This window comes from Paracoccus spongiarum, assembly GCF_030732095.1.
In the GTDB taxonomy this organism is placed as follows: Bacteria; Pseudomonadota; Alphaproteobacteria; order Rhodobacterales; family Rhodobacteraceae; genus Paracoccus; species Paracoccus spongiarum.
Genome location: NZ_JAVAMQ010000004.1, coordinates 156,784 through 169,050, shown reverse-complemented (window position 1 = coordinate 169,050; position 12,267 = coordinate 156,784). Strand labels below are relative to the sequence as shown.

Sequence of the window (12,267 nt, the reverse complement as noted above, 5' to 3'; positions counted from 1 at the left end):
TGCTTCCGTGTCAGACCGCCGCCGCCAGATAGTCCGTCTGGGTTTCCCACGGCATCCGGTAATCGTCGATCCCGGCCAGGGTCGCGGTCGCCAGCGTCGCGGTCTCCATCTGCGCCAGATGCCAGACCATCCGCGCGGCGCCCGCCGAGGCCGGGTCGGGTCGAGCCTCGGCCGCAGTGGCCAGCGGGCGGCGCAGCACCTGCATGGCACGCAGCAGTTCGGCCGCCGTCGGGCTGTCCGAGGCCAGCGCCGCGCCCACCTGATGCGCGAACTCCATCTCGCCCGGCTGCTGCGACAGGCGGGCGGCCAGGTCGCGGATCGCGCGCAGATGCGGCTGGGCCGGTGCAAGGCCCACGCCCCGTTCGGCCAGCGCGAACAGTCCCGACAGGCTGGACAGGGCGCAGCGCGTCAGCCCGCCGGCCGCCTCGGGATCGACGCGGGCAAAGCCGCGCCGCGTCACGTCGGGCTCGCGCAGCAGGTCGGCCTCGGAACAGCGCGCCAGCGCCTCGGCCAGCGCGGCGCGGTGATCGGCCAGCCCCGCCGCCTCCGGCGCCGACAGCGCCAGCCGCGCCGTCAGCGCCTGCACCAGCGGGACCGGCGAGGACAGTGACCGTGCCAGCCCGGCCAGCGCGTCCAGCGCCTCGATCGCAGGCTCGCGCTGGCCGTCCTCCCAGAAGCCCTTTGCCAGCAGCCACAGGAATTCCGCCTTGCGACCGGGGTTTCCGTCGGCGGGGCTGCGATCCAGTTCGGCCGTCAGCAGCCTCTGCGCCGCCCGGTAGTCGCCCAGCGAGATCAGGCAGCGCGCCTCGATCGCGATCAGCGGGCTTTGCACGCTGCGCGCCTCGCGCTCGGACAGCATGGCCAGCACCTTGTCGGACCCGGCCTGCTGCAGCACGGCCAGCGCGCGGGGGCCGATGATGCGTTCCCATTCGGCAAGGCTGGCGGCCTGCCGCTGGTCGTCGGTCAGGTGGATGTCGGTCCGCGCGGCCAGCCATCGCGCCCCCTCGGGCGGCAGCTCCTCGACCGCGCTGACAAGATGCGGGCCGGCCTCGGGGGTCCACAGCCCGTCCAGCACGGCGTCATCGAGACCCAGCATCAGGGCGTGATACACGGCTTCGGCCACCGATACCGCATCCGGAAATGCCGCGTAATGCCGCCAGGCCGCGTCATGCGCACGCCGCACCAGCTGCGGCTGGTCGGCCTGCAGCAGCCGCAGCACCGGGCGGCGCACATCGTCGCGATAGGCCAGCGCGCCATCCTCGGTGCGCTGCACCAGCGTGTGTTCGCGGGCCAGCGACTCGAACAGGGCGGCCGCATCCTCGGGACCTGCAATCCCGATCTCGCAGATCCCGGCGAGGACATCGGCAATGACCTGCGGCGTGACCCGGCGCAGGACCATGCCCGGATGCGCCAGCGCGCGCACCCGCGGATCGTGGATGTGGTCCAGGACCCGACGATACAGCTGGCCGCGGATCAGGTCCTCGCCGACCCGCAGGAAACCCCAGCGGCGGGTCGTGATCCCCTCGATGCCGCGCCGGCCGGCTGGCTCGTCGGCGATGACCCGCGCGGCGAGGCGCAGGTTCAGGGGGTTGCCGCCGATCTGCCGGGCCAGCGCCTCGACCGCGCGGCCCTGCTGGCCGGTCTCGCGTTCCAGAAGATCGACCGCGGCGGCATGGGGCAGGTTGCGCAGCTGCAGCGACAGCGTGTCGATGTCCGCAGGCAGGTCAGGCCGGGGCAGCGGCGCGCGGCCGGCGATGACGATGCGCGCGTGGCGCGACTGCGTGACCAGATCGGCCAGCATCCGCCAGAAGTCCAGAAGCCGGGCGCCGCTGCGATACTGGACCTCTTCGAAGGTGTCGATCACGATCAGGCAGGGCGGCTGCCAGTCAAGCTCAGGCCGCCGCAGCGCGTTGCTGGCGAGATCGGCGAAGTCGGCAAAGCGGCGCGTCACCTCGCCCGCGCCGCTGCGGATCTGGTCCAGCCGCCCGTCCATGCTGCCGGCGGTCGAACTGCGCTTGGTGGCGCCTTCGATGGTCAGCGACTGCCGTCGGACGCTGTCTGCGAAGGCGGCATGGGCGCGCCGGGCCGCGTCGCGAGCGGCAGGGTCGGGGTCGGAAGGGTCGGGGTCGGCGGAGTCTGGATCGGCCAGCTGCAGCTGTCGCAGGATCTGATCGGCCGCAACGCTCTGCAGAAGCTCGGCATCCGTCACGTCCAGCGCGGGATCGTCGCAGGCCAGATAGGCAAAGGGGATGCGCGGCCGCCCGTCGCCCTGGTTCAGCCGCAGCAGGAAATGCGCGATCAGCGAGGTCTTGCCGATGCCGCCGACCCCCTCGACCAGGGCGATCCGGGCGCGCGTCGCGGTGCCTGTCGCGACCGCGCCCGTCCCGCTCAGCCTGACGCCGGCGAAGCCCGCAAGCCGGGCAAGATCCTCGTCGCGCCCCACCAGCGCCGCGCCCAGGACCGCGCCAAGCGGCGCCCAGATCGCGGCGCGGGCAAGGGCCTGTTCGACCTGCCGGGCCGAGAACGGCAACTCGATCAGGCCGTCAAGCCAGCCGGCGGCCTCTTGCAGGCCCAGCAGGTCGGCCCGTCCAAGGCTGTCCAGCGACGGCAGCTGCCCCTTCAGAAGCTGGCCGAACATGGTCTGCGTCGGGGTCTGGATCGGCGTCAGCGTGGCCAGCGCGGCGCGGATGCCGTCGGCGCCAAGGGCCGTCAGGATCTGCCGCCGCAGCCCGCGCGACAGGATGCGACCCTCGCGGTCGCCAAGCCCCGGCGCCGGCACCGAGGCGGCCAGAAGCCGGCCCAGCAGCGCCGCGTCGGACAGCCCGCCGGGCAGCTGCATCGTGAACACATGCTGGACGGCGGCGGCCACCAGCTGCGCCGGCCAGTCCTGCGCCGGCGGCGGGGCGGCCTGGGCCTCGACCATCTCCCGGCCCTTCTCCAGCCGGTCGCGCAGACGATCCAGAAACCCGGCGCTGTAGGATGACATCGCGCTCATCGCCGCGCCTCCTCGATCATCTGCTGCAGGCGGGCGCCGATCTCGCTGAGATCCACGAAGGGCCCGGGCGCGTCCTGCGTCACCATCCGCATCGACTGCTCGATCACCGCGGCGCGGTCGGCTTCGGGGATCTGCTCGTTGGCCTCGATCACCCGGCGCACGATCCCGCGCAGGTCGTCGGCGGTCACCGGCTCGATCCGGTAGTTCTGGACCTTCAGCCGGATCCGGCTGGCAAGGTCGAAGTCGAACTCGCAGAACACCACGCGATGCAGCTGTGCGGCCACGCCGCTGGTGCATTGCCGCGCCAGCTCGACCAGAAAGCGCGCCGTGTCCTCGCGCAGCGTGCCGGTCTTGAAGCCGTCGAAGACGAACCACACGCGGCGGCGATTGTTCTGCAGGTCCGGCTGGGGCCTGTTGGCCTCGGCGATGATCCACTGCACCAGAACGCTCAGATGCGCGTCCTCGTTCGTCATCGGCGGCGGGCAATCCGACAGGTCGGCGCCCAGCTTGATGGCAAGGTTGCGCGCAAGTTCCACCGGTCCCGTGGCCGAGCCGTTGTCCTCGGTCACCGTCTCCTGACAATACAGAAGCCCCGGCGCGCTGGTGCAGTGGAAATCGATCAGCTGCGCGGTCCAGGACCGGCCCGACCCCGGCGTTCCCTCGATATGCAGGATCTTCTTGAGGCTGGCCTCGCCGCTCATCTCGCGCAGGATCTGGCGCAGATGCGCGCGATTGGCGAAGGGCAGCCGTTCGAACAGCAACTCGGCCTCCAGCGGATGCACGGCGATCGCGCCGCGCGGCACGGTCAGCAGCCGGGCACGCAGAAGGGTGTCGGCATCCAGCCGCCCCGAATGGACCAGATAATCCAGCAGCGCCAGCAGCGCCGGCGGGCTGAGATCGTAACCGCTGCGACTGCACAGATCGATGGCGTTGTCGATGTGGATGCCGTTCGGCAGGGCGCCGGCCGGCAGTTGGGCCACCAGCACCGGATAGTCGCGCAGCAGATGCTTCAGGATCGCCGGCGTGTCGAAGCCCTCGGTCGCGGACAGCAATTCGCTGAAAAGAACCCTGCGCTCTGTCTCGTCGAGATGGAACTGCATGGCGAGGATCCTTGCCGGACCGGCGCGGGGCCGGTGCATTCTTTCTGTTCTACGGAAAAAACGGATGAATTTGAAGCGCGCGACCTGGCGGGTCGGTTCGGGTGAGCGGTGGCGGCATGGCTATCCTCCGGTGCCCGTGTCGCGGTCGAAGCGGTCGTCCAGCCAGGCGCGGCCCGTGTCGCAGGGTTCGGCGCAGACCGCCAGCTGCCCCTCGGGCCAGCGATCCAGCGGCCGGGCGCCCTCGACCCCGACCCCGCCCAGCAGCCGCAACCGGCCAAGCGGGATCTCTTCGCCGAGAATCCGGCTGCCGGGCAGCCCGACCAGTCGGGCGATCCCGGCTGCGTCGTCCAGCGCAACATAGACCGAACCGCCCGCGCCATGCCAGCTTGTCCAGGGCGATGCGAAGGCCAGCGACAGCAGCAGGTCCGCGGCCACCGGCGCGGCAAGCCGCATGACCGTCACCGGGTGGCGGTCAGGCGGCAGCGGTCGCGGCACCGCCAGACCCAGGAATTCGCGGATCGCGCGGGCGATCTCGGGGGCCGGCCCGGCGCCCGCATCCGCCATCGCCGGCGGCCACAAAATCTCGCGTCCCGCGGCTTCGCGCCCGGCGTGATCGACCAGCATGATCCGGTCGGCCTCGGGCGGGCATGATGCGGCCAGATCGTCGGCGGCACGCGCGCCCGCCGCGATCCGGGCGATCTCGCGCAGCCGGTCCAGCCCCGGCCCCTCGGCCGCGACGCTCAGCCGCCCGGCGCCGGCCTCGGCCCGGATCGCGATGGCCGCGCCGGCCGTCGCCACGGCGTCGGGGTTCACCGAATAGCCGGGATCGGCCAGGAACCCGGCGCCCAGCAGCACGCAGAGCGGCGCGGCGGGCATCGCCTACCAGACCACCGGGGCCGCCAGCGCGCTTTCGCGGACATTCGAGACGCCGGGTTGCAGCAGCCGCGACCGGAACATCCCGATCTGCGCCCAGATCCGCTGGATCTGGCCATCGGTGAACTCGGTCATCCAGTCGTCATCGACATAATTCATGTAGTTGTGGATCGGACACAGCGCCGAGCTTGGCTCGCTGGGGCAGCGGTTGTAGGGCTGTCCCGAATCGGCGGGCTTGCCGAAATTCGGCCCCGAATGGGCGGGCGTGTCGGCCACCTCGTCGCCGGGCGGAAAGCAGCCGCCCTGGAAGGTGTGCCAAAGGCCCAGCCAGTGACCGACCTCGTGCACCGCCGTCTTGCCCTTGTTGAAATCCGCGGTCGCGCCGCCCGGCAGCGTGCCGTCCAGCATCACCACGCCGTCCATCACCGGGTCGCCCGCCATCTCGTGCGGGAAGGTCGCCCAGCCCAGCAGCCCGCCGCCCGGCCGCGCGGTATAGAAGTTAAGCCCCTGTTCGGGCGCGATCGCCTGGGTCTGCGACTTGCATTGCCGTTCCGCCGCCGACCCGTGGCCCATCGCGAAGAACGCCGCATTGTCGATTTCGGACACCTGCGCCTCGTCATGGGAAAAGCTGACACCGGCCGGCGCGAAGGCCGCGTTCATCACCGCGATCTGGTCCTCGCGCTGCTGGCGGGTGACGACGCCCTGCGCCCCCGAGACGATATGGATGAAGCGCACCGGAATGGTCACCTGCAAGGTCGATTCGGCGATGCGGCTGCGGGCCCGGAAGTCTCGCTCCAGCTCGACCATGCGGGCCACGTCGCCGCTGCCAAGGTCATGGGTCGCGCATCGGCGGCCAAGGATGTCTTCGGCCATTGTGATATCCCCCACATTCAAACATGATTACCTGATGTAAATGCCGGGTCCGCTACAGGATCGGGCAGGGAATAATAATAACATATTTCCGAAGTAAATAATATCTAATATACGGATGCCCGGCGCGCGTCCGACGCGCCGGGCGCGGCGCTCAGGCGGCGCCGTTCGCGGGGCCGCGGCGATACCAGGCCAGCGTCTGCGGACGCGCCCGCGCCAGCGCCTGCACCAGCATCCCGGTGATCGCGGCTTTCAGCAGGTCGCCCGGCACGAAGACGGCGGTCAGCATGAACGCCTCGGGCAGGGTCTTGCCCAGTACCAGCGACAGGCCGATGGCGCCCAGGGCATACAGCACGACGATGCCGCCCAGCACCGCGCCAAGCCCTGCAACCAGCCCTGCCGGGCGCAGCCGCAGCCGCTCGACCACCAGCCCGGTCACGAAGGCCGCGACCGGGAAGCCGAGGGCAAAGCCAGCAGTGGGCGAAACGAAGATGCCCAGCCCGCCGCGACCGCCCGACAGCAGGGGCAGGCCCAGCGCGACCAGCACCAGAAACAGCGCCGTCGCAGCCGCGCCGCGCCAGGCGCCCAGCACCGCACCGGCCAGCATCACGCCCATCGACTGCGCGGTGATCGGCACGCCGAAGGCCAGGGTGATCTGGGGCACCAGCCCGAGGGCCGCGATCATCGCCGCGAACAGCGCGATCTGGGCAAGGTTTCGTTCCATCATCGTCAACTACTCCTGTCGTTGTGGTTCCGTCACCCCGCCGCGCGCGCGCAGGGCATCGCCGACCCGGTCGGCATCATCGAGGGCCTGCAGCATCAGCGGCAGGATCAGCCGCCATCCGGGCCGTCGGCGCGACCGCGCCCGCCAGGCATCGGCCAGCATGTCCGCCCGTCCGATCAGCACCGGGGTAAAGCGGATCACCAGCGGGATCGCCAGTTCCAGCAGATGCGTCGGCAGGCCGATCCGGCGCAGCGGGGTCAGCAGCCAGCGGATCAGGTCGGTCATGTCGCCAAGCGGCGTGGTCATCGTCACCAGATTGGCCAGCGCGACCAGCGTCGTCATGCGCAGCGCGATCACGATCCCCGCGCGCAGCTCGCCGGTGACCGCGTGCCAGGCCAGCACGATTGCCACGAAGGGCAGCACGATCCGCAGCCGGCCCAGCCCGGTGCGCAGGAACACCCGTCCCGGCGCCGCATACAGCGTCAGCGCCGCCAGCAGGACCGCGCCATGCAGGACCGGGTCGGCGGTCAGCAGCAGGCCGGTGCTGGCAAGGCAAAGCAGGCCCAGCTTCAGCCCCGCCGGCCAGCGATGGGCGCGGGTCTCAACCGGCGAGGTCAGAGATATCATCCAGCCCCCCCAGCCGCTGCATCTCCTCGGTGAACCGCGCCAGCAGCGGCGCGGGCGGGCCATCGGCCACGATGCGGCCACGATCCAGCCAGAACACCCGGTCACAGCCTGCCAGATCGGCCGGATCATGCGAGATGTGCAGCAGCCCGACCGAGGCGCGATCCAGATAGCGCGCCAGTTGCAGCCGGGTGGGAATGTCCAGCCCGGCGAAGGGTTCGTCGAGGATCAGCAGGCGCGGGCGCATCGCCAGCACCGCCATCATGCAGACCAGATGCTTCTGGCCCTGCGACAGCTCGGTCACCGGCGCATCCGACCAGTGCGCATTGCCGAACCAGTCCAGCATGGCAGAGGCGCGACGGCCGGCCTCGTCGCGCGACAGGCCCTGCTGGCGCAGGCCGAAGGCGATTTCCTCGTCGACGCGGGGAAAGATGATCTGGTGTTCTGGGTTCTGGAACAGCAGCCCGACGGTCTGCAGGGCGGCGCGGCGGTCGCGCGCGATGTCGATGCCATGGATGCGGACCTGCCCGGCGCTGGGCCGCACCAGCCCCGCCAGAATCCGCGCCAGCGTGCTTTTGCCCGATCCGTTGCGGCCGACCACGCCGACCCGCGCCGCGTCGGTGCAAAGGTCGATCCGGTCCAGGATCACGCGGCCCTGCACCTCGTGGCACAGCCCTCTGCAGTGAATTGCCGCCTCGGCCGCCTGGTTCATCAAACATCCCGTCTTCGCCGGCCACGCCGGCCTTCGGATCGCGCTATACACGGCTTGTGCGGCCACAGGAACCTTTCGGGCGCAGGGACGCGAGATGCGGCCGTCAGGACAACAGGTGCAGCCCCGCAAGGATGACCCCGGCCAGCAGCGCGGACTCGGCGACGATCAGGGCGACGGCGTTGCCGCCGACCGCCAGCATCCGCACCAGCGATGTCCTGATGCCGACCGCGGCGATCGCGGCCAGCAGCGCCCAGCGGCTGAGGCCCGCGGCGAGATCCGCGACCGGCACCGGGATCAGCGCCAGCGAATTCAGCGTCGCCAGCGCAAGGAAGCCCAGCACGAAGCCCGGCAGCAGCGGCGGCCTGCCCCCGGCTGCGACGCGCTCGGCCTGCCCGCGGGCCCGCACCGCCAGCGAGACGGCCAGCACAACGGGCGCCAGCATCGACACCCGGATCAGCTTGACCAGCGTGGCCGTCTCGCCGACTTCGGGGCTGATCGAGAAGCCCGCGCCCACGACCTGCGCGACATCGTGGATGGTGCCGCCAAGGAACACCCCCGCCTCGGGCGCGCTCAGGCCCAGCGCCCCGACCAGCGGTGGATAGGCGACCATCGCCACCGTCGACAGCAGCGTGACCGACAGCACCGTGAAGGCGAGGTTGCGTTCCGAGCGTTCGTCGCGCGGCAGCACGGCGGCGATGGCCATGGCCGCCGAGGCGCCGCAGATCGCCACCGAGCCCCCGGTCAGCAGCGCCAGCCGCCAGTCCTGCCCGAAGGCGCGCGCCAGCAGCAGCGAGACAAGGATGGTCGCGACAATCCCCGCGACGACCAGCCCGATCGTCGCCAGACCCAGGTCCGCGATCATCTGCGCCGAGATCCGCGCGCCCAGCAGCGCCACCCCGACCTGCAGGATGGCGCGTGACGCGAACTCGATCCCCGGACGGGTGCGGGTGCCCTCGTCGGCCAGAAAGTGCAGCGCCAGCCCCAGCAGCAGAGCCATCAGCATGGCCGGGGCGCCGTAATGTTCGGACAGGAACTGCGCGGTGATCGCCACCAGAACCGCCACCGCGATGCCCGGAAACAGCCCCTTCGCGCGGCCTGCAGCGCCGGGGCCGGCGTGGTGGCGAAGGCGGGGCAGTCGGGGCATCCGGGGGCTCCTTTCCGGCAGGACGGGCGCGCGGGACGGGCCGCGCAGGGCAAGCGCGACCGTTGACCCGCCGGCGCACCATGGCCGATCGTCGCGCGTCTGGACAGGCCGCGCCCGCGGCGGTCACGACGGAAAAGGGGCGCCGCAACCGGCGCCCCCTCGGGTTCTGCGACGGCGCGGCCCTACTGGGCGCAGGCCTGGATCGCGGCGAGGTCCGGCCCGTTGGGCGTGCGGCCCAGGTTGAACGGCGCCGAGGCGTCGCGCCAGGTCGCATAATCCTGAAGGTAGCTGATCTGGCTGGCATAGACCTTGGCCGACAACGGGTTCTCGCAGGCGACTTCCTGGATGGTCTCGTTGGCGAGGGTCTGGATCTGCTCCAGCGCGGCGTCGTCGAGACGGTTGATCTCGGTCCCGGCCTCGGTGAACTGCGCGAAGGCTTCGGTCGCGCGCTTCTCGGTGAAGGCCAGCGACCACAGCATCGTGGCGTCGGCGGCGATCTCCAGCCGCTCGCGGGTCTCGTCGTCCAGCGCGTCCCAGCTGGCCTTGTTGATCATCACCCCGAAGACGGAGGACGACTGGTGCCAGCCCGGCGTGGACCAGTATTTGGTCACCTGCTGGAAGCCGCCCGAGAAGTCCACATTGGGGGTCGAGAACTCGGCCCCGTCGATCACGCCGCGTTCCAGCGACTGATAGATTTCGCCGCCGGCCATGCTCACCTGGTTGCCGCCCAGCTTTTCCAGCAGCTTGCCCTGTTCCAGCCCCGACAGGCGCAGCCGCAGGCCCTTCAGGTCGTCGACGGTCTTGATCGCCTTGCTTACGGTGCGGAAGCCCGATTCGTTGTTGGTCACGCCATAAGGCAGGTAGACCATTCCGAACTTGCCATAGACCTCGTTGTAGAGATCGGCCCCGCCCCATTCCTGGATCCAGTTCACATAGTCCACGGCGTTGAACAGGCTGGCCGTCGTGGCCAGCGGCGAAAACGCGCTGTCGCGGCCGGCCCAGTAGCCGGGCCAGTCGGCGCCGGCCTGGATCGTGCCCGATTCGACGGCGCCGAACACCTCGCCCGCCGGGACGAGGCTGCCGCCCTCGTAGAACTCGATGGTCAGCTTGTCGTCGTCGACCAGGCTGTTGGCCAGCTCGACCCAGTGCTTGTCGATCTCGATCAGCTCGAGGCTGGACGGCCAGGTGCTGGTCATCGTCCAGGTCTCGGCCATGGCGGGCGCGGCAGCGGCCAGCGCAAGAGCGGCGGTGGTCAGCAGATGTTTCATGAAGGTCCTCCTTGGTGGTTATTCGGGATCGCGCGGGCTCAGCCGCCATAAAGCGTCGTGGGAAGCCAGGTCACCAGCGCGGGAAACAGGATGATCAGCGCGCACATCAGCAGGATCAGCGCGATGAAGGGCAACACGCCCTTGATGATGTCGCCGGTCGAGACATCGGGCGGTGCGATGGCGCGCATGTAGAAGAGCGCATAGCCGAAGGGCGGCGAGAGGAAGCTGGTCTGCAGAACCACCGCCATCAGGATCACGAACCACAGCGGGCTGATGCCCATCTCGCCCACCAGCGGCAGGAAGATCGGGAAGGACAGCAGCACGATGCCGGTCCAGTCCAGGAACATGCCCAGGATGAACACCACCAGCAGCATCACCGCCACCAGCGTGTAGGGATCGTCGGCCAGACCGCGGATCAGGTCCTGGCTGGCGCGCAGCCCGCCGGTGATGTTGAACACCCCGGTAAAGGCCGTCGCGCCGACGACGATGAACAGGATCATCGCCGAGGTCCGCCCGGTCTCGAGCAGCGCCGAATAGAAGGTCTGCCATTCGAACCGCCCGCGAGAGATCACGATCAGCAGCGCCAGCGCGGCACCGATGGCGCTGGCCTCGGTCGCGGTGGCGATGCCGGCCAGCAGCGAGCCGAGGATCCCGAGGATCAGCACCAGCGGCGGCACCGCCTCGACGATCAGCATCCGCCACATGGCGCCGCGGCTGATCTGTTCCTCGTCGGCGACGGGCGGCGCCCATTCCGGCTTCAGCCAGGCGATGGCGGCCACATAGACCGCATACATCACGCCCAGGATCAGGCCGGGCAGCATCGCCCCCGCGAACAACTGCCCGACCGACAGGCCCGGCGCATAGGACGCCATCAGGATGAGCATGATCGAGGGCGGGATCAGGATGCCGAGGCAGCCCGACGAGGCGATCAGCCCGGTCGCCAGCTTCTTGTCATAGCCGTATTGCAGCATCGGGCGCAGCGCCATCATGCCCATCACGGTGATCGAGGCGCCGATGATCCCGGTCGTCGCGGCCAGCAGGATCGAGATGAACACGACCGCAAGGCCAAGGCCGCCGGTCACGCGCGCCATCAGGTGGCGCAGCGCCTCGAACATGCGGTCGGTCACGCCGCTGTCGGACAGGAACCGCGCCATCAGAACGAACAGCGGAATGGCGATCAGGACATAATTGTCCAGCACGTCGCCGAAGATGCGGTTGATGACGATGCCCAGCACCATCGGCTTGCCGGCGATCAGCGCGCCCAGGACGGCGGTGCCGCCCAGCACGAAGGCCAGCGGGTGCCCCATGAACAGGCCCAGCAGCAGCAGGCCCGACATGATCAGGGCGATCGATTCACCGGACATCAAGCGGCTCCATCGGTTCGAGGTGGTCGGCCTTGTTCAGCAGCAGCTTCAGGAATTCGCTGACGCCCTGGATCAGCAGCAGCACGGCGGCCGCGAACATCGCCATCTTCAGCGGGTAGACCGGCAGCTGCACCGCGCCATAGGTCACCTCGGCCTGGCTCCACGAGGTCATCGCGAAGTTCCAGCTGTGGCGCGCGAAGATCCAGGCGAAGGGAAAGAAGAAGATCAGGTAGCCCGCCGCCTCGACCCAGCGGCGCGTCTCTCGGCCCATCCGCGCGGTCAGCAGATCAACCCGCACATGCGACTGGTGGCGCAGCGCATAGCCGCCCAGCATGATGAAATAGAAGCCGTAAAGCTGCTTGGTGACGTCGAAGGCCCAGCGCGTCGGCTCGCCAAGGAAATAGCGCATGAAGACGTCGTAGATGATGATGGCGGCGAACACGATGGCCACGATCGACACGATCCGGCCGACGATCTCGTTGATGCCGTCGATCACGCGAATGATCGGCACGTTATGAACCCTCCTCGAGACAGGCGGCCCTGCATGGCTCTTGCCGCGATGACCCGGTCATCGTGGCACCCTGTCGTTCCCG

Annotated in this window: 11 protein-coding genes; all 11 read right to left on the bottom strand. The window is 69.8% G+C overall.

All coding sequences use genetic code 11. The features are described 5' to 3' along the window. Nucleotides 1-10 precede the first annotated feature (10 nt). Nucleotides 11-2,995, bottom strand: coding sequence for an ATP-binding protein (locus tag Q5Y72_RS06135; protein WP_305962512.1), 2,985 nt, complete (start codon nt 2,993-2,995; stop codon nt 11-13). After that, on the bottom strand, nt 2,992-4,095 hold the full coding sequence (locus tag Q5Y72_RS06130) for a hypothetical protein (protein ID WP_305962511.1): 1,104 nt from the start codon (nt 4,093-4,095) through the stop codon (nt 2,992-2,994). The genes Q5Y72_RS06135 and Q5Y72_RS06130 overlap by 4 nt, the downstream gene beginning before the upstream one ends. Nucleotides 4,096-4,215: 120 nt before the next feature. Further along, nucleotides 4,216-4,971 (bottom strand): hypothetical protein, encoded by a 756-nt coding sequence (locus Q5Y72_RS06125; protein ID WP_305962510.1) that lies wholly within the window; start codon nt 4,969-4,971, stop codon nt 4,216-4,218. Nucleotides 4,972-4,974: 3 nt separating this feature from the next. Then, entirely contained in the window at nt 4,975-5,841 is an 867-nt protein-coding gene (locus Q5Y72_RS06120) for a zinc metalloprotease (RefSeq protein WP_305962509.1), read from the bottom strand. Nucleotides 5,842-5,992: 151 nt separating this feature from the next. Beyond that, nucleotides 5,993-6,562, bottom strand: a complete 570-nt coding sequence (locus tag Q5Y72_RS06115; RefSeq protein ID WP_305962653.1) for a biotin transporter BioY — start codon at nt 6,560-6,562, stop codon at nt 5,993-5,995. Nucleotides 6,563-6,571: 9 nt separating this feature from the next. Next, entirely contained in the window at nt 6,572-7,189 is a 618-nt protein-coding gene (locus Q5Y72_RS06110) for an energy-coupling factor transporter transmembrane component T family protein (protein WP_305962508.1), read from the bottom strand. Further along, the gene (locus Q5Y72_RS06105; protein WP_305962507.1) at nt 7,164-7,898 is read right to left on the bottom strand and encodes an energy-coupling factor ABC transporter ATP-binding protein; all 735 of its coding nucleotides are present in this window, start codon (nt 7,896-7,898) and stop codon (nt 7,164-7,166) included. The genes Q5Y72_RS06110 and Q5Y72_RS06105 overlap by 26 nt, the downstream gene beginning before the upstream one ends. A gap of 103 nt (nt 7,899-8,001) precedes the next feature. Continuing rightward, a complete protein-coding gene (locus Q5Y72_RS06100) occupies nt 8,002-9,042 on the bottom strand; it encodes a YeiH family protein (RefSeq protein ID WP_305962506.1) in 1,041 nt (346 codons plus the stop codon). Nucleotides 9,043-9,224: 182 nt separating this feature from the next. Then, entirely contained in the window at nt 9,225-10,310 is a 1,086-nt protein-coding gene (gene dctP / locus Q5Y72_RS06095; RefSeq protein WP_305962505.1) for a TRAP transporter substrate-binding protein DctP, read from the bottom strand. A 38-nt stretch (nt 10,311-10,348) separates the two neighbouring features. Further along, nucleotides 10,349-11,674 (bottom strand): TRAP transporter large permease, encoded by a 1,326-nt coding sequence (locus Q5Y72_RS06090; RefSeq protein WP_305962504.1) that lies wholly within the window; start codon nt 11,672-11,674, stop codon nt 10,349-10,351. Beyond that, a complete protein-coding gene (locus tag Q5Y72_RS06085) occupies nt 11,664-12,185 on the bottom strand; it encodes a TRAP transporter small permease subunit (protein ID WP_305962503.1) in 522 nt (173 codons plus the stop codon). The genes Q5Y72_RS06090 and Q5Y72_RS06085 overlap by 11 nt, the downstream gene beginning before the upstream one ends. Nucleotides 12,186-12,267 lie beyond the last annotated feature (82 nt).

What these genes read in the sequence shown, in the direction of transcription:
- dctP (WP_305962505.1), bottom strand. Translation starts at nt 10,310, where the DNA reads ATGAAACATCTGCTGACCACCGCCGCTCTTGCGCTGGCCGCTGCCGCG.
- Q5Y72_RS06130 (WP_305962511.1), bottom strand. Translation starts at nt 4,095, where the DNA reads ATGCAGTTCCATCTCGACGAGACAGAGCGCAGGGTTCTTTTCAGCGAA.
- Q5Y72_RS06090 (WP_305962504.1), bottom strand. Translation starts at nt 11,674, where the DNA reads ATGTCCGGTGAATCGATCGCCCTGATCATGTCGGGCCTGCTGCTGCTG.
- Q5Y72_RS06115 (WP_305962653.1), bottom strand. Translation starts at nt 6,562, where the DNA reads ATGGAACGAAACCTTGCCCAGATCGCGCTGTTCGCGGCGATGATCGCG.
- Q5Y72_RS06120 (WP_305962509.1), bottom strand. Translation starts at nt 5,841, where the DNA reads ATGGCCGAAGACATCCTTGGCCGCCGATGCGCGACCCATGACCTTGGC.
- Q5Y72_RS06100 (WP_305962506.1), bottom strand. Translation starts at nt 9,042, where the DNA reads ATGCCCCGACTGCCCCGCCTTCGCCACCACGCCGGCCCCGGCGCTGCA.
- Q5Y72_RS06135 (WP_305962512.1), bottom strand. Translation starts at nt 2,995, where the DNA reads ATGAGCGCGATGTCATCCTACAGCGCCGGGTTTCTGGATCGTCTGCGC.
- Q5Y72_RS06105 (WP_305962507.1), bottom strand. Translation starts at nt 7,898, where the DNA reads ATGAACCAGGCGGCCGAGGCGGCAATTCACTGCAGAGGGCTGTGCCAC.
- Q5Y72_RS06110 (WP_305962508.1), bottom strand. Translation starts at nt 7,189, where the DNA reads ATGATATCTCTGACCTCGCCGGTTGAGACCCGCGCCCATCGCTGGCCG.
- Q5Y72_RS06125 (WP_305962510.1), bottom strand. Translation starts at nt 4,971, where the DNA reads ATGCCCGCCGCGCCGCTCTGCGTGCTGCTGGGCGCCGGGTTCCTGGCC.